Source organism: Pseudomonas sivasensis (genome assembly GCF_052938085.1).
The window spans coordinates 4,176,861-4,195,547 of sequence record NZ_CP176442.1 but is presented as its reverse complement, the minus strand read 5'-3'; the positions used below and the strand labels follow the sequence as shown (position 1 = coordinate 4,195,547).

Here is an 18,687-nt window from a genome sequence, read left to right as displayed (position 1 = left end):
ACGCATATTAGGCCGTCTTTGAAGTTGCCGGTTCCATAGGGGCCGGTCGCATAATGCAAAAAGCCCGCGCTACTGCTACGGGCTCAGTCCAGACTCACTATGGAGGCACTGTGAAAGCATTGCAAGGCGTTGAAGGTCATGTGGAGTGGTTGGACGAACCAAGTCCTACATGTGACGTAGGCCAAGTTCGCATTCGCGTGGCGGCTGCGGGTCTTAATCGCGCCGATTTATTACAGCGTGCCGGGCTCTATCCGCCACCTCCTGGCGCCAGCTCTGTGCTGGGCCTGGAATGTTCCGGGGTGATCAGCGAAGTGGGGCCTGGTTCCTCGTGGCAAGTGGGGGATCGAGTCTGTGCGCTGCTCGCCGGTGGTGGCATGGCCGAAGAGGTGGTGGTAGATGCTCGCCATGTGCTGCCGGTGCCGGAAGGTCTGTCGTTGATTGAAGCGGCGGCCTTGCCTGAGGTGTACAGCACCGCATGGCTCAATCTGTTCCAACTGGCGGGCCTCAAGCCCGGTGAGAAAGTGCTGCTGCATGCCGGTGCCAGTGGCGTGGGCTCGGCGGCGATCCAACTGTGCAAGGCGTTTGGCAGCCCGTGCTGGGTCAGCGTCGGCTCGGCGCAACGCTTGGCCTACTGTGAAGACCTGGGCGCCCAGGGCGGCGTGGTACGTACCGATGGGATCGAAGGGCTGCGGGATTTCGGGCCGTTTGATGTGATCCTTGACCCGGTCGGCGGCAGCTATGCGGCGCTGGATCTGAAGCTGCTGGCGCTGGACGGCCGTTGGGTGTTGATCGGTTTGATGGGCGGTCGCGAGGCGCAGTTGGACCTGGCCCAAGTGCTGGGCAAGCGTATCCAGTTGTTGGGCTCGACCCTGCGCAGCCGTGACGATCAGTTCAAGGCAGACCTGTTCAGTGACTTGAGCCAGCATGTCTGGCCGTTGTTTGCCGAAGGGCGCTTGAGCCCGCAGTTGGCCAAGACCTTCCCAATCAAGGATGCCGAGGCGGCGTTTGCTGAGCTTGCGACTAACCAGATTTCAGGGAAGTTGGTGTTGGTGATCGACGAAAGCGTGACCTGACCTTGAATTGAAATGCGACCAAATGGGGAGGGGGCTTGCTCCCGATAACCGTGTGTCAGTGAAGAATATTTCATCTGACCCACCGGCATCGGGAGCAAGCCCCCTCCACATTCGCCTGATTGGATTTCAATTCAAGATAGGGCGTGTCAGATCCAATGGTGGATTGGCCAACCAGCCTTCTCTGCATGCTCGCGCAGCACCGGATCCGGGTTCACCACCTGCGGGTGATCCACCTTCAGCAGCAACGGCAGATCATTGCGCGAATCCGAATAGAAGTACGCGCCATCCAATGTCTCACGTTCCTGCTCCAGCCAATCCAGCAATCGCGTGATCTTGCCTTCGCGGTAGGTGAGTACACCCACGGTACGGCCGCTGTACACGCCATGGCTCATGTCCAGATCAATACCCAACACCTCATCAATACCGATTCGCGCCGCAATCGGTTTCACCAAATGCGTTGCCGATGCCGAAATCACCAAAATCCGGTCGCCATTCGCACGATGCCTGGCGATGGTCTTAGTGGCCTCGCTGTAGATCAGCGGTTCAATCACGTCCTCCACCCACGGCTCGACCAGGTGATCGATCTCTTCCGGGGTGCGGCCGATCATTGGCTCCAGGCTGAAGTCCATGAAGTCCTCCATGGCCAGTTCGCCGCGGCTGTAGGCGTCCATCAGTTCGTTGTTCCTGCGCATGAACGACTCGGGGTCGACCCATCCCAGGCGGCCCATCTGCTCGCTCCACAGGGTGGCGCAGTCGCCGTGGATCAGGGTGTCGTCCAGATCAAAAATTACCAATGCCATCCGTCACGCTCTCTTTGTAAATCGTTGCATCAGGCTACTTCACACAGCGCACTGGGGTCGATGGAAAGTGCCAGGCGTTGACCATCCGGGTGAAGATCGTCCGCCGAGCGGTTGAGCACATCGACGACCAGTTCCACGCCGCGCGCTTCGATGCGGTAGCGGATCACGTTGCCCAGCAGGCTGTGGCTGCGCACCAGTGCATCCAGTTCGCCGCTGCGGCTCAGTTCGATGGCTTCGGGGCGAATCGCGATGCGCCCACTGATCGGGCGTTGCAGCAATTGGCTGGCCTTGTCGGCGTCGAGCAGGTTGTAGTTGCCGATAAAACCGGCGGCGAACACGTCGACTGGCGCCGTGTAGAGGGTCTCGGCATCGCCGCTTTGCACGATCTTGCCCTGATTCATCAGGAAGATGCGGTCGGACATGGTCAGGGCTTCTTCCTGATCATGGGTCACGAAAATCGTGGTCAGCCCCAGTTCGCGCTGGATCTGGCGAATCTGCTCACGCAGGTGCTTGCGAATGCGTGCATCCAGCGCCGACAGCGGCTCATCCAGCAGCAGCAGGCGTGGGCGTGTCACCAGGGAGCGGGCGAGGGCCACGCGCTGGCACTGGCCGCCAGACATCTGGTGCGGGTAGCGCCCGGCCAGGTCTTTGAGCTCTACCAGTTGCAGTACTTCCTGCACGCGCTTGTGGCTGTCGTCGGCGTTGACCTTTTGCATGCGCAGACCGAAGGCGACGTTCTGTTCCACGGTCATGTTGGGGAACAGCGCGTAGCTCTGGAAGACCATGCCGATGTTTCTTTTCTGCGGGCTCAGCGGAACGATGTCCTGGCCATCGAGCAGAATTTTCCCACTGTCCACCGAGGTCAGACCGGCAATGCAGCGCAGCAGCGTGGACTTGCCGCACCCGGACGGGCCGAGCAGGGTGACGAACTCGCCTTTGGCAATTTCGCAGTTGATATCGCTAAACACGGGCGTACCGGAGTAGCCCTTTTGCAAGTGTTGGACGCTGACGAAGCTCATTGGCTTTTGTCCTTGTTCAAGATATTGGCGGCCCAGGTCAGCACCAGCACAAAGAAGAAATAGGAAATGACCACGGCACTGGTGAAGTGTCCGCTGCTGTTACGCATGTTGTTGAGGTACACCTGCAGGGTCTCGTAGCGGGTGCCCACCAGGATGTTGGCGAACACGAACTCGCCGAACAGGAACGAGAACGACAGCAGCAGCGCCACCATCAAGCCTTTGCGCAGGTTGGGCAGCACGACGAAGATCGCCGCTTGCCAAGTGCTGGCGCCCAGCAGTTGGGAGGCGTCCATCAGGTCGCGCAAGTTGATGGCTTGCAGGTTGTTGGTGATCGCCCGGTACATGAACGGCAGCGCCACGGTGAAGTAGCAGCCGATCAAGATCCATGGCGTGCCCACCATTGCCAACGGCCCGGAACCATAGAGTTGCAGCAGGCCCACCGATGACACCACTGGCGGCACCGCGAAGGGCAGCAGGATCAGGATGTTCATCAGCGCGTCGAGCTTGGGAAAGTGGTAATGCACCACGAACAGCAGCGGCAGAATGAGCACCACCGACAGGATCAACGCGCCTACGCACACTAGCAGCGACTGCCCGAAGGCCATCAGAAAGCGCGGGTCGCTCCAGAGCTGCACGTACCACTTCACGGTGAAGCCCGCCGGCAGGATGGTTGCCGACCAACTACTGGCAATCGAGTAAACGAACGTGCCCACCAACGGCAATACCAGGATCGCAAAGAGCAGGTACACCACCACGCGGTGGTAGAGGGAGGCCGGGCCGGCTTCAGCGCGAGACATGGTAGCTCCTCTTGAGCAGCAGTTGATGGACCACGGTGATCACGGTCATCAGCGCCACCAGCACAACGGCCAAGGCGCTGGCCATGTTCGGATCGAGGGACACATCGCCGGAGACCAGGCCCGCGATACGGATTGGCAGCACGTTGAAGTTGCCGGTGGTCAAGGCGTAGACCGTGGCGTAGGCGCCCAAGGCATTGGCGAGCAGGATCACGAAGGTGCCCAGCAGCGCAGGCGTCAGCACCGGCAAACCGATATGCCGCCAGAACTGCCAGCCATTCGCGCCGAGCAACGACGCGGACTCACGCCAGTCTTCACGCAGCGCATCGAAGGCCGGGTACAACAGCAACACGCCGAGGGGGATCTGGAAGTAGGTGTAGAGGATGATCAGCCCGGTCTTGGAATACAGGTTGAAGTCCTGAATGATCCCGGCCTGCTTGAGCATGAGAGTGATGCTGCCGTTGAACCCCAGCAAAATGATGAACGCGAACGCCAGGGGGACGCCGGCGAAGTTGCTCGTCATGTTGGCGAAGGCGGTAACGAAGTTGCGCAGCGGCCCATCGACGCGGCGTAGCGAATAACTGCCGAGAGTGGCGATGATGATGCCGAAAATGCTGGAGTAAAAACTGATCTCCAGGCTGAACTGGATCGCTTGCCGGTAGAACTTCGAGCTGAAGATCCGGGTGAAGTTTTCCAGGCCCCAGCCGGCCTCTTCGGTTTGCAGGCTGTTGATCAGCACCCACACCAGCGGTGCGATCTCGAACACGATAAAGAACAGCGCGAAGGGCACCAGGCACAGCAATGCCAGCCATTTGCCGCGAGTCATGGCATTCACTTCAATAGCTCCCGGCATACAGGTTTGTCGTGGGGCACGCCCAGCAGTTCGCAGACGGTGCCGCACAGGTCGGTCTGTTTCGGCTTGGCGTTGGCATCCAGGCTGAAGGCATCGCCGAGGACGAACAGCGGCACTTCACGTTCTTCCGGCAGCAGGCCGTTGTGGGAGCGGTCGTTGTTCATGCCGTGGTCGGCGGTCACCAGCACTTGGTAGCCTGCGTCGAGCCAGCCTTGCAGGTAGTCAGCCAGGATGATGTCGGCCGAGCGTGCGCTGTTGCGGTATTGCGCGCTGTCGAGGCCGTGCTTGTGGCCGGCGTCGTCGATGTTCATCGGGTGCATCAGCATAAAGTCCGGCGCGTGCTTGAGTCGCAGGCTTTCGGCGTCGGCGAACAGGTGGGAATCGGGGTAATGGTCATTCCAGTAGAAATGTCCGTGCTGGATCGCCAGCGTCGTGTCGTCGGTATGGCGATCACGGGCGGCGAGAAAGGGCGAGCGGTTATACAACTCGCTGACCCAATGGTAAGCCGCCGCTGCAGTGCTAAGACCCGCGTCGGTGGCGTAATGGAAAATGCTGCGCTGGTTGGACAGGCGCGCGACCTGGTTGTGCACGATACCGCTCTGGATCGGTGGCACGCCGGTTAGGATGCATTCATAGAGCGGGCGGGACAGCGAGGGCAGTTCACATTCCAGCTTGTAGAGGGCTGCGCGTCCTGCGCCGACATAGGCCTGCAAGTGCCCCATGGCGTGTCGGGCAACCTCGAAGTTCAGGCCGTCGAGCACGACAAGGATGACAGTGTGCTTCATGGGGGAGAGCGCTCCGCAACGATTGACTTGGCTCAATTCCTCTGGAGGAACGGGGTCAGAAATGTGGGAGGGGGCTTGCCCCCGATAGCGGTGTGTCATTCAACGGATTTGTTAGCTGATCCACCGTCATCGGGGGCAAGCCCCCTCCCACATTGGATCTCCACTGGAGCTCCAATGTGGGATAAAACCCTTACTTCATCTCTACGATGACCTGCTCATTCCACAGCTGCGGCAGCTTCTTGGAAGTCGCTTCCCAGGCATCGGCATCCTTGATCGGTTGCGGGTTGGCCTTGGTGTACTGCTCGCCCGGAATCAGGTTCTTGGCGATTTCAGCCGGCAGTTTCAGGTCGGTTTCCGCACGGATCGGACGCGCATTGCCCTTGGCCAGGTTGAGTTGGCCGGCATCGCTGAAGATGTACTCGCGGGTCAGCTTGGCGGCGTTCGGGTGCTTGGCGTATTTATTGATGATGGTGGTGTAGCCGGATTTCACCGAGCCGTCCGAGGGGATCAGCACCACGTAGTCATCCGGGTTGGCCATCTTGGCTTTGTAGCTCAGGCCGTTGAAGTCCCAGACGATGCCTACTTCGACTTCACCTTTTTCCATGGTGGCGATGGTCGGGTTGGACAGGCCGAGCCGGCCTTGCTGGGCGATCTTCGTGAAGAACTGCAGGCCTGGCGCGATGTTCTTTTCATCGCCTTTGTTGGCGATGGCCGCCGCCAGCACGGCGTTGGACGCCTGGGCTGCGGTGCTCACGTCACCCACCGAGACTTTGTATTTGCCGGTTTGCAGGTCGGCCCAACTGGTGGGGACTTCGGAACCGTGCAGCAGCTTCTTGTTGACGATAAACGCGATGGTGCCGGTGTAGGCGAGGGCCCAGTGACCGTCTTTGTCTTTCGCCCAGTCCGGCACCGAAGCCCAGGTGGACGGTTTGTACGGCTGGGTGACTTCCTGCTTCACCGCAATCGGACCGAATGCTGCGCCGACGTCGCCGATGTCGGCGCTGGCGTTGTCTTTCTCGGCCTTGAACTTGGCAATCTCCTGGGCCGAGCTCATGTCGGTGTCGATGTGCTTGAGGCCGTAGGTCTTGGCCAGGTCTTCCCAGGTGCCTTTCCAGTTGGCCCAGTCATCGGGCATGCCGACGCTGTTGACGGCGCCTTCCGCTTTCGCGGCGGCTTCCAAGGTTTTTAGATCGGTATCAGCGGCCATGGCGGCGGTGCACATGGCAATGGTCGAGCCTAACAGTGATGCCAGGAAAAGCTGTTTCATCCGAAGCTCCTTTGGGCGTTTTCAACGCTGCGTTTTTATGAACGTTTGCGGTGGTGTTGGTCTAGGTCAGAGCAATACCTGAGCCAATTTAGGCTCGATGGATGACAGTTTCATGTCGTTGTCGTTTTTAACGCGCCGATGTCGCTCGGCACAGGCTGAGCGTAGACCATGACCAAGTGCCCGTAGGCTCTGGACTTGGCCGGTGTATTGCAAGAGGTGCGGCATGCACTTGAGGCGGGCTGTCATCTGTCGGTCATCTGCAATGCCTACGCTTGCACGCAGTCGCAAGGGCCCGATTGCGGAGCTTTTATGCACCTGAACGGTGCTGGTCTAGTCCAGATAGGTAACGTTGATGCGTGATGAGGCAATCAAGGCGGTGACATCCATCGGCCTGGCGCTGCAAGAGCAGATCGACCATGGACTTTTGCCGCCTGCAAGCAAACTGCCCGCCGAGCGCAAGCTCAGCGAGTTGTTCGGTACCACCCGAATTACCGTGCGGGAAGCCTTGTTACAACTTGAGGCCCAAGGGCAGATTTATCGCGAGGAACGCCGGGGTTGGTTCGTGTCGCCGCCACGATTGGCCTACAACCTGATGCAGCGCAGCCACTTTCACGCGATGGTCAACGACCAGGGCCGTGTGGCGTCCACCGAAGTGATTTCGGCGCGCCTGCAACCTGCATCGGCGGCGGTGTGTGCATGGCTGCAACTGCCGGCATTGTCCAGCGTGATCCAGATCTGCCGAAGCCGGCGGATCGATGGGCGACTGGTGTTGTATGTGGAGCACTACCTGAACCCGCAATATTTCCCGGGGATTCTTGAGTGCGACCTGAATCAGTCGATGACCGAGTTGTACGTGCGCAAATACGACTTGCACTACGGACGGGTGCGCTTCGAGATTGTGCCGACGTCACTGCCGGTGGAAGCCGCCGCCGCATTGCGCGTGTCGGTGGGCAGCCCGGGTTTGCGGATTGCTCGGGTTAATTATGACCAGCACCAGCGCTTGATCGACTGCGACCTGGAGTTCTGGCGGCATGATGCGATTCATGTGGGCGTGGATGTGGTTTAACCACCGCTCTCCCGGCGCTGAGCTTGCTTCTGTCGTGAGCAGGCTTGCCCTGCGCTGGGCTGCAAAGCAGCCCTAAAACAGGGTGCTGGTCACCTCCATATCAGTGACTGAGCGTCTTGATCACCTGATCCACATTGGTTTCCAACTCCGTCACCGGGTCTGCACCGTCGACATTCAGCACCAGCAATATCGAGCCGCCTGCCGTGATGGCGGCTTTCACCGCTTCACTCGGCTGGCGATGGTGCAGCACCACGGCCACATCGTTGTCCTTCAATTCAGTACTGAGTGTGTGCAACGCCTCAGGTGTCCACTCGGCATCCGGTCGCGCATCGGTGCTGATCAGTTCCAGGTTCAGGCTGCTGACCAAATACCCAAAGTGATCGCTCAAACTGACCACACTCAGGTTGTCCGCCTTGGCCAGCCGGGCTTCGCTGTCGGCGGTGAGCTTGAGCAGGCGTTGCTTGAGTGCAGCCAGATTGGCGTCGATTTTCACCTTGGCGCCCGGTGCCAGGCGGCTCAGGTCGGTGGACAAGACATCGGCCATGCGCCCCAGGTTATTGCTCGATTGCCATGGTTGGCTGTTCAAACCGTCAGCGACGCCCGGTTGCACGGCGATCCCCGGCAACCCGCCGTCCACGGGGCGTGCGGCATCGACTTCGACAATGCGGATGTTGCTGCGCCGTGCCACGGGGTACAGCGGGTCATCTGCCCACAGCGAGCGCAGGCCGATGGCGGCGTCGGCGTCCTGGGCTAGCGCGCTCAGTACGGAGGCGCCACGGCCGGTGAAGTACGACACCTGGCGCGAGCCCGGCAGGTTGGCCGGGGCTGCGCGCTCAAGCTGCACGTCGGTGCCTTTGAGCAGCACCTCGGCCAGGCCATAAGTGATTGGCAGCGACGCCAGCACCTTGACCGGTTTGGCGGCGTGGGCAGCCGGTTTGACTGCCTCGGCGGCGATCAGCGGCGGAGTGATTAAACAGGCGATGGCCAAGGCGAGAGGCTGAAGAACAGAGCGCATTTATCCAAAGTTCCCTTTGAGGCTGGGCACGGTGCCGCGCGCGATGGCGGCAAAAGCGAAAGCGATACCGGCCATCAGGATGATCGCGGCACCGGAAGGAATCGGCAGGTCGAAGATGATCGGCAGCAGGATCCCGCACAGGGTACTGACAGTGGCGATCACCACCGAGACCCAGAAGAAGCCTTTGAGCGACTGGCTCAACAGGCGCGCCGCCGCCGCTGGAATCACCAGCAGGGCGCCGACCAGAATCGCGCCGATGACCTTGACTGCCGCGACGGTGATCAGCGTCACCAGAATTACGAACAGGTAATCGAGGGTCTTCACCGCCACTCCGCGCACTGCCGCCAGTTGCGGGTTGAAACTGGCGAGCATGATGCGGTTGTACAGCGGCAGCGCCAGAGCCATCACCAGCGAGCCGACAATCGCGAGCACCAGCAGGTCGTTACCGTTGACCGTCAACACCGAACCAAACAGCACGTTCTCCAGGATGTGCACGTTGATCTTGCCCGCCAGGATCAGCAGCAGGCTCGCGCCCAGCGCCAGGGACACCGACAGGAACACGCCGATCAAAGTGTCCGGCGCCAGGCCGGTGCGGTTACGCAGGTAATTGAGCAGGATGCCAAACAGCAGGCAGTAACCGAACAGACTGCCGTAGGGGCCGGTGTAGGGTTCGCCGAGCAAAATGCCCACGGCGACGCCGGTCAGCGCAGCATGGCCGACGGCTTCGGAGAAAAACGCGAAGCGCTTTACCACTACCAGCGTGCCCAAGCCGCCGAGCACTGGGCCGATCAGCAAACCGGCGAGCAGGGCATTGACTACAAAACCATAGGCCAGTGCCTCCGGCAGGTAACCGGCAGAGGCCCAGCCCTGTACCATCAGGCGAAACGCTTCATAACTCATTGCGCCGGGCTCCGAGGGTGGGTGGAGAACAGGGTCAGCAGGCGATCCGGGGTGAGCGCCTCCTGTGGTGTGGCGTCGAACAGCACGCGGCGGTTAAGGCCGGTAACTCGGTCGGCCAGACGGCCTACGGCTTCGAGGTCGTGCTCGATCCACAGCACGGTCATGCCGGCGAGGCGCCAGTCACTGAGCAGGCGTTCGAACACCTGGATGCCCGCTTCATCGAGGGCCGACATCGGTTCATCCAGCACCAGCAATTGCGGCGCAGGGATCAAGCCCTGGGCCAGCAGCACGCGTTGGCGTTCGCCTCCGGACAGTGCACCCATGCGCCGCTTGCGTTTGTCCTGCATGCCGACCCGTTCCAGAGCCTCGCCAATCGCCGCGGCGTAATGCTTGGACAAGCCCAGAAACGCCGGGCGCCGCTGGCACATGGCGGCCATGAAATCGTCCACGGTCATCGGCAAACCCCGGTCGAATTCCAGCGCCTGGGGCACATAGCCGATTGTGCCCGGCGTGGTCGGCCACTGCAGGCTCAAGCGACCCTGATGCGGCGTTTGTCCCAGCAGGGTCTTGATCAGCGAGCTCTTGCCGCCGCCGTTGGGGCCGACCAGCGCGTGGATGCTGCCCGGCTGCACCTGGAAACTCACGCCGTCGAGGATCACGGTGCGGCCCAGGGTCAGGGACACCGTGTCGAAGTCGAGTGTCGGGCCGACGCTGGCGACCTTCAGGGATTGTGCCGCCGTCATGCGCCCGACTCCTGAATCGCCCGGACCACCGTGTTGAGGTTGCCGGTCATTTCCACTTCGTACTTTTCAGCGCTGTATTCGCCATAGGAAATATGCGACAGCGGGTACAGCTTGACCCCGGATTCACGCTGGATGGTGTCGACGTAGGTGGAGGGGAAATCCATCTCCGAGAAGATCACCTTCACGTCCAGGGCGCGCAGTTCGTCGATGGTCTTCTTCAACTGGCTGGGGCTGGGCTCAATGCCGTGGGCCGGCTCTACCACGGCGGTGACTTCCAGGCCGAATTCACGCAGCAGGTAGTCGTAGGCCGCATGCACAGTGGCGACGCGCAGGTCCGGGTTAGGCGCGCTGGTCAACTTGGCGAGGGCGTCGGCGCGCATCTGGCGCAGGCGTTTGCCATAGGCACGCGCGTTCTGGGTGTAGGTCTTGGCGTTGTCCGGGTCGAGCTTGCCCAGCTCACGGGCGATGTTGTTGACCTGGGCAATCGATGCACTGATCGACAGGAAGGTGTGCGGGTTGACCACCTTGCCCGCACCGCGCGCGGCATTGCCGGTGGCGGCCAGCAACGGCACGTTGGCGTTGGCTTCGATCACCGGGATGTCCGGGCGCTCGCTGGTGGCGATCATACGGTCGGCGAAGTCGTCGTGGCCGACGCCATTGAGCACGATCACGTCCAGGGTGCCGATGCGCTTGATGTCTTCGGCGCGCGGCTCGTAGGCGTGTGGGTTGAAACCGGCTGGAATCAGCGGCACCACGTCGGCCTTGTCGCCGACGATATTGGCCACGTAGCTGTAATAAGGGTGCAGGGTGATGCCGATACGCAGGCGTTTAGCCGCTTCGGCGTTGGCCAGCGGGGCGAGTATCAGGCTGAGCAGGCTGACCAGCAACAGGCGCAACAGGGGAGATGAAATAGACATGGGCAATCGGTCTTCTCGTTCAGTGACGGTGCTGGCGGGTAACGCCGGCATCGAATTGCGCGACCACTTGCTGCCAGCCGGCCGCGATCAGCGCCTGGTCAGTGAGGTCGGAGGGGGCGGCCAGGTCTTTGCGGCGGTTGAGCCAGATATCCGGCTCGGTGCCTTGTACGCGCATCAGCAGTGAACCGCTGGTGGTCGGCGCCTGGCTCAACCCGAAGTAGGCCGCAGGCGCCAGTAACTGCCAGCGGTGATCGCCACGGCTGACCGAACTCGCATCCTGGGCGAACGGCGCGAAGCCTTCTTCGGCCAATTGCCCAGGCGTCGGCAGGGCGCTTTGCTCTTGCTGCAGCAAGTGGATTTCATCCAGGGTCACCCGCAAGTCGGCGTAGATGCCTTGCTCGGCGGCGCTCAGGTCGCGGCGGGCGTCCAACTGGTGGCTGGGCACGGTGGCCACTTCCTGGGATTCGCCGTGCAGCGCCACCACCGTGCCGGCGACCGCGAGGATGATCAGGCACAGCAGCAAGACGTAGAGGGTTTCGTGGCCAGCGCCCGCGGGACGTACAACGTGTGTCGTACTCATTGGGACTGGATATCCGCTTGGTCGATTTCAACGACGTGGCCAGGGCCGGCGTCAAACAGCACGTAGAACTCGGCGGATGGCTTCTTGAAGGTCAGGGTCGAATCCTGGCCGAGCTTGCCGGGCACCAGGATGGTTTCGTCGTAGCCGATCACATCCAGGGTCACGCCGGGCGCACCGCTGCCGTCGGAGAAGCCGCCCTTGCACTGGATCTGCTCGCCGGGGATTTCCTTGCATTCGCACATAGGGTTGTGGGCCAGGGCCACGGTACTTAAACCCGCGCACAGCAACAGCGCGGCGCGGGACAGGTGCTTGATCATCATGGTTTGACTCCTTGCTTGTTCAGCCAGGCAATGGTGGCAGGCGAGGCCTGGCTCAGCGGGATGGAACCCTGGTGCATCGTGCCGTCCCAGCCTTCCATGGTGACCCACAGTTCGGCGTCGGCAGGTGTGCGTTCAGGGACGGGCAGGGCAGCGCCCATGCGGTACGGTGTGCCAAAGAAGATCACCCCGGCCGCGCGCAGGCTGCGTGGCTTGCCGATGCGCAGGTAAGTAGCTTTGACCTGGTCGGCACAGGTGTCGCACAGGGCGGCGTTGAAGAACTTCATCGGGCCGGCCGGGTCCGGGCTTGGGCCCTCATTGCGGAACTCGGCGAGGGTCAGGCTCCAGGGGCCAACCTGTATTTCTCCGGCCACCCGCTCGCCGATACCCGCGTCACCGCGAAACAGTGCGGCATCGGCAAAATACTTGGGCATGAAGCCCAGGGGCACCAGCAGTAGCAGAACATTGATATGGAATCGCCATTTCAGCCAGAAAGCCCGCAGGGCAGTCGGCGGTGTCGCTGCGACCTTGCTCATCAGTGGCTCTCCGAAGTTTCAGCCTGCAAGGCCGGGGTGGAAACAGGCTTGCGCTGGGTCTTGGCCTCGCGCTTGAGGGCATTGAGGGTGGCCAAGGCGGTGCGCTTGGTCCATATCAGCAAGCCGCTCAAGACCATCATGCTCAGCACCAGGCCGAAGAACGCCCAGATCAGCTTGATCCACAGTCCGCCAAAATCGCCGGTGTGCAGCGGGCGCATGGATTCGGTGACGAACTCAAGTGCGGTGCGGTCGGACAGGAGGTGCGAGACAGCGATTTCGCCGCTATAGGGGTTGAGTTGGGCGGTTTGGTACATCAGTGGGTACCAGCCGCGGCCGCCGATTTGCAGGTGGCTGTAGGCGTTGAAGGGCATGCGCACGAAGCTCGCTTCTAGGCCAGGGATGCGCTGGGTCGCAATCGTGATGGCTTCATCCAGGGGAATCATTGGTGCCGGCACACCTGCTGCCGAGGACGGTACTTTTTCACGGGCGATCACCGGGACGATGGGCTCGCTGGAAATTGAAATCTGGTTGTCCCCCAGGATCGCCTGGATCAGGAACCAGGTGCCGGTGATGGAAATGACTGCGATAAACCAGATAGACCAGATACCGCTCAGGCGGTGGAAGTCACCCCAGAAGATTCGCGCACCGTGGCGAAACCGCAGGGTTGGTTTGAAAAAACCTTTCCAGAAGCGCTTGTAGACCACCAGCCCGGTAACCAGCGAGGCCAGCAGCGGCAGACCAAGCAACGACACCAGGTACCAGCCCCAGCTGTAGCCATTGGTGAACGGCACCAGCCACCAGCCGTGCAGCGCACGGGTGAACTGACGGAAATTGAACGACGGGCTGATGCCCTGGATCGCGCCGGTGTAAGGGTTGACGTAGACCTCAAGCGAGCGCCCGTCGGGGTAGCTGAGGTCGACACTCAGGGCGAAGTGCGACTCATCCGGGCGGCTGAGCGATTGGACAATCACCTCGGGCTCGGCACGCTTGATGGCGCTGATCACTTGGTCGTAGCTCAACAGTTCGGCGTCATCCGACGGTTTGCTCGCGCGGATATCCGGGTTGGCCAGCCAGACGATTTCCTGGCTGACCACCGCCAGGGTGCCGGTGACGCAGACGATCAGTACAAAGAACCAGATGGGCAACGCCAGCCAGCTATGTACGAGAAACCAGAGTTTGGAGCGTGACTTCTTCGACATGTAAATGAGGGTCTTGATCGGAGGGGGGCGAGGGAGGCCCGGAAAAGGCCAGTCGTAGCTTTTGCTGACGCGACAGGCTGTATCTAAATAAGACGGATGAGAATGAGAAATCCCTAACCCGGATATGAAAGAAAATGTTTCAGATTCACATTCGGTGGTTTTTTACCCGTTTATCGAACACGAAACATGTTCCGAGCTATCACCGAGCAGGCGTTGATAGGGCCGGCGCGCTGCGTAGGATGGGCTTGGCCGTTGAACGGCCCGCCCAAAATGACTGCCAGAACCCTTTACGACAGATACGCGTGGGTGGCCCCGAAGGCTTTCTTGTAGCGCTCGATGCTCTCGGTGGCATTGTCGATGCCCAGGTCCGGCCTTTCACGATAGGCCACGCCAATCAAGGGCTCCGGCGGTTACGACGAGAAAGCTCAACTGGGCTCGAGCAATTGCGCACCAGGCCCTCGCTCACCCAGCAGGTCATCCTGATTGCGCAGCGGGCATGCTTCCAACGACAAGCATCCGCAGCCGATGCAGCCGTTGAGCTTGTCGCGCAGCAGCATCATTTTGTTGATGCGCTCGTCCAGGTCTTCGCGCCACAGTGCCGACAGACGTTCCCAGTCTTTGGCTGTGGGGGTGCGGCCATTTGGCAGCGTCTGTAATGCCTCGCCAATCGTCGCCAGGGGAATCCCCAAGCGCTGGGCGATCTTAATCACCACCACGCGGCGTAATACATCCCGCGGATAGCGCCGCTGATTGCCCGCGTTGCGATTGCTCTGAATCAGCCCCTTGGTTTCGTAGAAGTGCAGGGCCGTGACGGCTACGCCGCTACGGGCGGCCAGTTGGCCGACGGTGAGTTCCTTGGTAATCATGAAAACTCCGATTAAGCGCTTGACCTTGACTTAACTGGAGGTTTTACCCTGCGTGGCATCGAATCGCAAGATTCTGCCTACAGCGGAAGGGGAGTATTCATGCAGGTATCAGAGAAGAATCTCGGCTTCACTCAGCTGATCGAGTTCCATATCGAGCCTCAGCAGCAAGTTGCCCTGGTGGCGGCCTTGTCCACCCAAAGCGAGCGTTTGGCCCAGGGCCATGACGGATTTCTCAGTGCGAGCGTGCAGGTCAGCGATGACGGCCGGCGGGTGCTTAATTACCTGCAATGGACGTCCCGAGCGCACGGTGAGGCAGCGTTCAAGCGTTTTGAGCAGGGTGAGGAAGACTTCTGGACACTGATTCGCGCCCATCAGGCCACGGCGGTGACCTTTGGTTCGTTCCAGGTGCTGCGCAGTTTTGAGCGCAGCCATGACAATGCATTGCACTGCCGTCTATATGGATAAATGCAGCATCCGTTCACCTTGCACGTTCTCCCCCGGCCGACGCTTATTCACCGCCAATTCGCCAATCTTGATCAGGCGTGTGCGCGTGACGTTACGGCTCAGGCCCAGCAGGTTGGCGGTGTGCACCTGGTTGTAATGGCTGAAACGGTAAGCGGCCCGAAGCAGGGCGTCTTCGACCTTTTCATGCAGGGCGCCAGCCTGTTCTTCGAAGAGCTTTTGGAAGGCGCGCTCCAACAAGGCTTCGGCGCTGTTGTCGGTGCCGTGCTGACTGTCGTCCTGGCGCTCAATGCGCATGTTCGACAGGCGTAAATCATCCCGTTCGATCACGCCGTTACGGCAGATCAGCAGGGTGTGGTGGATGACGTTTTCCAGTTCGCGGATATTGCCCGGCCAGCTGTAGCTCTTGAGTTTTTGTTCGGCTTCGCGACTGATCGTGATCGGGCCGTAGCCCAGGCGTCGGCTGTAAGCCTCGATAAAGTGCCGGGTCAACGGCAGGATATCGCCGGGGCGCTCGCGCAGCGGGCTCAGTTCCAGGCTCACCACGTCGAGTCGGTAGTAGAGGTCTTCGCGGAAATGCCCGGCGTTGATGGCTTTTTCCAACTGCACGTTGGTTGCAGCCAGTACGCGCACATCAATCGGAATGCTCTTGCGCGAACCTAAGCGTACGACTTCGCGTTCCTGTAGGACACGCAGCAATTTGACTTGGATGGCCATCGGTAAATCGCCGATCTCATCAAGGAACAACGTGCCGCCATCGGCTTCTTCGAACCAGCCAGCCTTGGCGCTGAGGGCGCCGGTAAAGGCGCCTTTTTCATGGCCGAACAGTTCGGCCTCCACCAGGGATTCAGAGAAGGCGCCGCAGTTCACCGCCACGAACGGGCGGTTGCGCCGCGCGCTGAGGTTATGAATGTGGCGCGCCACCAGCTCTTTACCGGTCCCGGTTTCGCCGATGATCAGCACGCTGGCTTCGCTGGGCGCCACTTGCTGGATATGGTCGAGCAGCGCCTGGGATTTCGGGTCTTCGAAGACCTGGGCCGTGGCGCGAATCGAGGTCGCAAGGGCGGGCGAGGGCGGTAGGGTTAGAAGCTGCATGGGCACCTCTTTTTTATGAGTAGAACGTAGGAATCGGCAGGGATTGGTTCAACGCCCAGTCCCCCAGTTCATGGAGCTTGTAGTCCACCGGGTCGTGCAGGGTTTGCGTGCGCAGGTTGCGCCAGTGGCGATCCAGGCGCAGGGAGGCATGGGTTGAACGCGCGCCGGTGACTTCAAACAGACGGCTGCACAGATCCAGACCTTGGCGGGTGGCGGCGACCTTGGCGGTGGCGATGGCAATTGCCAGTTGGCCGCGCTCGTGTTCGCTGAGGTTTGGCCCTTTGGCCCAGGCTTGGTCCAGTAGCTCGGCGGCTCGCTCCACCAGCAGGCGCACGCCTTGGAGGGCCACCCAGAACTCGCCGTAGTGGTGGAGCACGTAAGGATCCTGGCGCACGTCCTCGGCCGAGGATTTGTGCCAGGCACGGGTTTCGGTGAGGGTGTAGGTGCGTGCTTCTTCGAATGCGCCTTCGGCAATGCCGAGAAACATATGGGTAAAGGTCAACTGTGCGATCAGCGGGCGCAGGCAGGCGAACGGCGTGCTCAGCGGGCCTGGGTCGAGCAGCAATTCCGACTCTTCGACGCGCACCCGTTCGAAGCTGGCGCTGCCGCTGTCGGTCTGGCGTTGGCCGATATTGTTCCAGTCATTGTGCAGAGTGATGCCGCTGCGCCCACTGGGGATGGCGGCAATCAGCAGTTTGCCGCCGGCATTTTCATCCACCGCCGAGGCGATCAGCATTTCCGAGTCGCTGGCGCCGGAGCAGAAGCTCTTTTTGCCGGAGAATTCGCGCCAGCCGCCGAAGTCCTTGACCACGGTGCGCGTGTCCAATGGATTGAGGGCGTTGCCCCAGAACCAGTTCTTGCGGGCGGTTTGTTCGAACCAGGGTTGCCATTGGTCCGGGCGTGAAAACAGGCGCACGGTGGCCAGCATCAGATGATGAAAGCCGAAGACGTGGGCGATGGAGCTGTCGACCTTGGCGAATTCGCGCACGATGCCCAAGGTGTCGCTCCAGCGGGCGCCGAGGCCGCCGTATTGGGTGGGAATGCTCAGGGCCAGCAGGCCGCTGTGGCGCAGGGCGTCACGCTCGGTTTTGGGTGTGCCGCCGCGCTCGTCGCGTTCGACGGCGCTGAGGGCGAATTCGGCGGCCAGCAGTTTGGCGGTCTGCAGGGGAGATGGCAGGACGCTGTGGGGTTTGGCTGTCACGGGTTTTCCTCTTTATTGGCAGCAGCGGCCCGGGCCGGTGCCGCCGCTGCGCCGATCAGGCCTTGGCCGGCAGTACATCGTTGGCAATCATTTCGCCGAACGGGCCGGTGAGGTTGGTGATACCGCGTCCAGCGAGGCTGGCGTAGGGTTCCGGCAGCAGCGGGAACACCAGTTCGGCGAAGCGATAGGCCTCTTCCAAATGCGGATAGCCGGAGAAGATGAAGCTCTCGATGCCCAGGTCGGCGTATTCCTTAATGCGTTCGGCCACTTGTTGCGGGTTGCCCACCAATGCGGTACCGGCACCGCCGCGCACCAGGCCGACACCGGCCCACAGGTTGGGCGCGATTTCCAGGTTGTCGCGGCGCCCGTCGTGGAGGGCGGCCATGCGGCGCTGACCTTCGGAGTCAAAGCGTGAGAAGGATTTTTGCGCGGCGGCGATGGTGTCGTCGCTGATGTGCTCGATCAGTTTGTCGGCGGCTTTCCAGGCGTCTTCTTCGGTTTCGCGCACGATCACATGCAGACGAATGCCAAACTTCACCGTACGCCCGTGGCGCGCGGCGCGCTCACGCACATCCGCGAGTTTTTCCGCGACGGCGGCGGGCGGCTCGCCCCACGTCAGGTACACATCCACCTGTTCGGCGGCGAGGTCGTGGGCGGCGTCGGAGGATCCACCGAAGTACAGCGGTGGGTAAGGCTTCTGCACCGGTGGGTAAAGCGCTTTGGCGTTTTGCACGCGCAGGTGTTTGCCTTCGAAATCCACCGATTCACCCTGCAATACGCGGCGCCATATCCGTAGGAATTCGTCGGAGACTTCGTAACGTTCAGCGTGGTCGAGGAAGCTGCCGTCGCCACGGTTTTCGTCGGGGTCGCCACCGGTCACTACGTTGATCAGCAGGCGGCCGTTGGACAGGCGATCCAGGGTGGCGGCCATGCGTGCCGAGACGGTCGGCGAAATGATGCCGGGACGAATGGCCACCAGGTAACGCAGGCGTTCTGTCAGCGGTACCAGCGCCGAGGCGATGACCCAGGAGTCTTCACACGAGCGGCCGGTAGGAATCAACACACCGTAGTAACCCAGGTTGTCAGCCGCCTGGGCGACTTGCTTCAGATAATTGAGCGTGACGGGCCGGGCACCTTGGGTGGTGCCCAGGTAATGACCGTCGCCATGTGTCGGCAGAAACCAGAAAACATCCATGACC

Annotated in this window: 21 protein-coding genes; 3 read left to right on the top strand and 18 right to left on the bottom strand. The window is 61.2% G+C overall.

The features are described 5' to 3' along the window. Positions 1–110 precede the first annotated feature (110 nt). Entirely contained in the window at positions 111–1,073 is a 963-nt protein-coding gene (locus tag ACKZ62_RS19195) for a zinc-binding dehydrogenase (protein WP_099603152.1), read from the top strand. 146 nt (positions 1,074–1,219) lie between these two features. On the opposite strand, the gene ACKZ62_RS19190 is transcribed toward ACKZ62_RS19195, so the two are convergent. The 6 genes from ACKZ62_RS19190 to ACKZ62_RS19165 form a co-directional block, all read right to left on the bottom strand. Next, positions 1,220–1,873, bottom strand: a complete 654-nt coding sequence (locus tag ACKZ62_RS19190) for an HAD family hydrolase (protein WP_447095674.1) — start codon at positions 1,871–1,873, stop codon at positions 1,220–1,222. A 29-nt stretch (positions 1,874–1,902) separates the two neighbouring features. After that, a complete protein-coding gene (locus ACKZ62_RS19185; protein WP_032886002.1) occupies positions 1,903–2,892 on the bottom strand; it encodes an ABC transporter ATP-binding protein in 990 nt (329 codons plus the stop codon). Next, on the bottom strand, positions 2,889–3,689 hold the full coding sequence (locus ACKZ62_RS19180; protein WP_032886004.1) for an ABC transporter permease: 801 nt from the start codon (positions 3,687–3,689) through the stop codon (positions 2,889–2,891). The genes ACKZ62_RS19185 and ACKZ62_RS19180 overlap by 4 nt, the downstream gene beginning before the upstream one ends. Further along, positions 3,676–4,512, bottom strand: coding sequence for an ABC transporter permease (locus ACKZ62_RS19175; protein WP_163033160.1), 837 nt, complete (start codon positions 4,510–4,512; stop codon positions 3,676–3,678). The genes ACKZ62_RS19180 and ACKZ62_RS19175 overlap by 14 nt, the downstream gene beginning before the upstream one ends. A 5-nt stretch (positions 4,513–4,517) precedes the next feature. Next, positions 4,518–5,324, bottom strand: coding sequence for an alkaline phosphatase family protein (locus ACKZ62_RS19170; RefSeq protein WP_447095673.1), 807 nt, complete (start codon positions 5,322–5,324; stop codon positions 4,518–4,520). A 190-nt stretch (positions 5,325–5,514) separates the two neighbouring features. Continuing rightward, on the bottom strand, positions 5,515–6,591 hold the full coding sequence (locus ACKZ62_RS19165; protein WP_032886007.1) for an ABC transporter substrate-binding protein: 1,077 nt from the start codon (positions 6,589–6,591) through the stop codon (positions 5,515–5,517). 352 nt (positions 6,592–6,943) lie between these two features. On the opposite strand from ACKZ62_RS19165, the gene ACKZ62_RS19160 reads away from it, so the two are divergent. Further along, positions 6,944–7,657, top strand: a complete 714-nt coding sequence (locus tag ACKZ62_RS19160; protein WP_032886008.1) for a UTRA domain-containing protein — start codon at positions 6,944–6,946, stop codon at positions 7,655–7,657. A 100-nt stretch (positions 7,658–7,757) separates the two neighbouring features. Here ACKZ62_RS19160 and ACKZ62_RS19155 read toward each other — a convergent pair whose 3' ends face one another. The 9 genes from ACKZ62_RS19155 to soxR form a co-directional block, all read right to left on the bottom strand. Beyond that, positions 7,758–8,672 carry a metal ABC transporter solute-binding protein, Zn/Mn family gene (locus ACKZ62_RS19155; RefSeq protein ID WP_447095672.1) on the bottom strand — a complete coding sequence of 305 codons (915 nt, stop codon included), beginning with the start codon at positions 8,670–8,672 and terminating at the stop codon, positions 7,758–7,760. Next, entirely contained in the window at positions 8,673–9,572 is a 900-nt protein-coding gene (locus ACKZ62_RS19150) for a metal ABC transporter permease (protein ID WP_032886010.1), read from the bottom strand. It abuts the gene before it with no gap. After that, positions 9,569–10,315 (bottom strand): metal ABC transporter ATP-binding protein, encoded by a 747-nt coding sequence (locus ACKZ62_RS19145; RefSeq protein WP_032886012.1) that lies wholly within the window; start codon positions 10,313–10,315, stop codon positions 9,569–9,571. Before ACKZ62_RS19145 ends, ACKZ62_RS19150 begins: the two co-directional genes overlap by 4 nt. Beyond that, positions 10,312–11,232 (bottom strand): metal ABC transporter substrate-binding protein, encoded by a 921-nt coding sequence (locus ACKZ62_RS19140; protein WP_122755843.1) that lies wholly within the window; start codon positions 11,230–11,232, stop codon positions 10,312–10,314. The genes ACKZ62_RS19145 and ACKZ62_RS19140 overlap by 4 nt, the downstream gene beginning before the upstream one ends. A 19-nt stretch (positions 11,233–11,251) precedes the next feature. Beyond that, a complete protein-coding gene (locus ACKZ62_RS19135; RefSeq protein ID WP_447095671.1) occupies positions 11,252–11,812 on the bottom strand; it encodes a DUF6162 family protein in 561 nt (186 codons plus the stop codon). Then, positions 11,809–12,132: a hypothetical protein gene (locus ACKZ62_RS19130; RefSeq protein ID WP_032886016.1), complete on the bottom strand. Its 324-nt coding sequence runs from the start codon at positions 12,130–12,132 to the stop codon at positions 11,809–11,811. Before ACKZ62_RS19130 ends, ACKZ62_RS19135 begins: the two co-directional genes overlap by 4 nt. Then, positions 12,129–12,665: a PA2404 family protein gene (locus tag ACKZ62_RS19125; protein ID WP_122752749.1), complete on the bottom strand. Its 537-nt coding sequence runs from the start codon at positions 12,663–12,665 to the stop codon at positions 12,129–12,131. Before ACKZ62_RS19125 ends, ACKZ62_RS19130 begins: the two co-directional genes overlap by 4 nt. After that, complete coding sequence (locus tag ACKZ62_RS19120) at positions 12,665–13,864, bottom strand: PepSY-associated TM helix domain-containing protein (protein ID WP_099603147.1); 1,200 nt, start codon at positions 13,862–13,864, stop codon at positions 12,665–12,667. The genes ACKZ62_RS19125 and ACKZ62_RS19120 overlap by 1 nt, the downstream gene beginning before the upstream one ends. 425 nt (positions 13,865–14,289) lie before the next feature. After that, entirely contained in the window at positions 14,290–14,730 is a 441-nt protein-coding gene (gene soxR / locus ACKZ62_RS19115) for a redox-sensitive transcriptional activator SoxR (RefSeq protein ID WP_032886019.1), read from the bottom strand. A gap of 99 nt (positions 14,731–14,829) precedes the next feature. On the opposite strand from soxR, the gene ACKZ62_RS19110 reads away from it, so the two are divergent. Beyond that, on the top strand, positions 14,830–15,195 hold the full coding sequence (locus tag ACKZ62_RS19110) for an antibiotic biosynthesis monooxygenase (RefSeq protein WP_032886020.1): 366 nt from the start codon (positions 14,830–14,832) through the stop codon (positions 15,193–15,195). Here ACKZ62_RS19110 and ACKZ62_RS19105 read toward each other — a convergent pair. The 3 genes from ACKZ62_RS19105 to ssuD are packed head-to-tail and all read right to left on the bottom strand — an operon-like array spanning position 15,184 to position 18,683. Next, a complete protein-coding gene (locus tag ACKZ62_RS19105; RefSeq protein WP_032886021.1) occupies positions 15,184–16,287 on the bottom strand; it encodes a sigma-54 interaction domain-containing protein in 1,104 nt (367 codons plus the stop codon). The genes ACKZ62_RS19110 and ACKZ62_RS19105 overlap by 12 nt on opposite strands. A gap of 13 nt (positions 16,288–16,300) precedes the next feature. Beyond that, positions 16,301–17,488, bottom strand: a complete 1,188-nt coding sequence (locus ACKZ62_RS19100; protein WP_032886022.1) for an acyl-CoA dehydrogenase family protein — start codon at positions 17,486–17,488, stop codon at positions 16,301–16,303. Positions 17,489–17,543: 55 nt separating this feature from the next. Further along, complete coding sequence (ssuD, locus tag ACKZ62_RS19095) at positions 17,544–18,683, bottom strand: FMNH2-dependent alkanesulfonate monooxygenase (protein ID WP_032886023.1); 1,140 nt, start codon at positions 18,681–18,683, stop codon at positions 17,544–17,546. Positions 18,684–18,687 lie beyond the last annotated feature (4 nt).

What these genes read in the sequence shown, in the direction of transcription:
- ACKZ62_RS19140 (WP_122755843.1), bottom strand. Translation starts at nt 11,232, where the DNA reads ATGTCTATTTCATCTCCCCTGTTGCGCCTGTTGCTGGTCAGCCTGCTC.
- ACKZ62_RS19185 (WP_032886002.1), bottom strand. Translation starts at nt 2,892, where the DNA reads ATGAGCTTCGTCAGCGTCCAACACTTGCAAAAGGGCTACTCCGGTACG.
- ACKZ62_RS19125 (WP_122752749.1), bottom strand. Translation starts at nt 12,665, where the DNA reads ATGAGCAAGGTCGCAGCGACACCGCCGACTGCCCTGCGGGCTTTCTGG.
- ACKZ62_RS19160 (WP_032886008.1), top strand. Translation starts at nt 6,944, where the DNA reads ATGCGTGATGAGGCAATCAAGGCGGTGACATCCATCGGCCTGGCGCTG.
- ACKZ62_RS19145 (WP_032886012.1), bottom strand. Translation starts at nt 10,315, where the DNA reads ATGACGGCGGCACAATCCCTGAAGGTCGCCAGCGTCGGCCCGACACTC.
- ACKZ62_RS19150 (WP_032886010.1), bottom strand. Translation starts at nt 9,572, where the DNA reads ATGAGTTATGAAGCGTTTCGCCTGATGGTACAGGGCTGGGCCTCTGCC.
- ACKZ62_RS19180 (WP_032886004.1), bottom strand. Translation starts at nt 3,689, where the DNA reads ATGTCTCGCGCTGAAGCCGGCCCGGCCTCCCTCTACCACCGCGTGGTG.
- ACKZ62_RS19135 (WP_447095671.1), bottom strand. Translation starts at nt 11,812, where the DNA reads ATGAGTACGACACACGTTGTACGTCCCGCGGGCGCTGGCCACGAAACC.
- ACKZ62_RS19170 (WP_447095673.1), bottom strand. Translation starts at nt 5,324, where the DNA reads ATGAAGCACACTGTCATCCTTGTCGTGCTCGACGGCCTGAACTTCGAG.
- ACKZ62_RS19110 (WP_032886020.1), top strand. Translation starts at nt 14,830, where the DNA reads ATGCAGGTATCAGAGAAGAATCTCGGCTTCACTCAGCTGATCGAGTTC.
- ACKZ62_RS19190 (WP_447095674.1), bottom strand. Translation starts at nt 1,873, where the DNA reads ATGGCATTGGTAATTTTTGATCTGGACGACACCCTGATCCACGGCGAC.
- ssuD (WP_032886023.1), bottom strand. Translation starts at nt 18,683, where the DNA reads ATGGATGTTTTCTGGTTTCTGCCGACACATGGCGACGGTCATTACCTG.
- ACKZ62_RS19175 (WP_163033160.1), bottom strand. Translation starts at nt 4,512, where the DNA reads ATGACTCGCGGCAAATGGCTGGCATTGCTGTGCCTGGTGCCCTTCGCG.
- ACKZ62_RS19165 (WP_032886007.1), bottom strand. Translation starts at nt 6,591, where the DNA reads ATGAAACAGCTTTTCCTGGCATCACTGTTAGGCTCGACCATTGCCATG.
- soxR (WP_032886019.1), bottom strand. Translation starts at nt 14,730, where the DNA reads ATGATTACCAAGGAACTCACCGTCGGCCAACTGGCCGCCCGTAGCGGC.
- ACKZ62_RS19105 (WP_032886021.1), bottom strand. Translation starts at nt 16,287, where the DNA reads ATGCAGCTTCTAACCCTACCGCCCTCGCCCGCCCTTGCGACCTCGATT.
- ACKZ62_RS19130 (WP_032886016.1), bottom strand. Translation starts at nt 12,132, where the DNA reads ATGATGATCAAGCACCTGTCCCGCGCCGCGCTGTTGCTGTGCGCGGGT.
- ACKZ62_RS19120 (WP_099603147.1), bottom strand. Translation starts at nt 13,864, where the DNA reads ATGTCGAAGAAGTCACGCTCCAAACTCTGGTTTCTCGTACATAGCTGG.
- ACKZ62_RS19155 (WP_447095672.1), bottom strand. Translation starts at nt 8,672, where the DNA reads ATGCGCTCTGTTCTTCAGCCTCTCGCCTTGGCCATCGCCTGTTTAATC.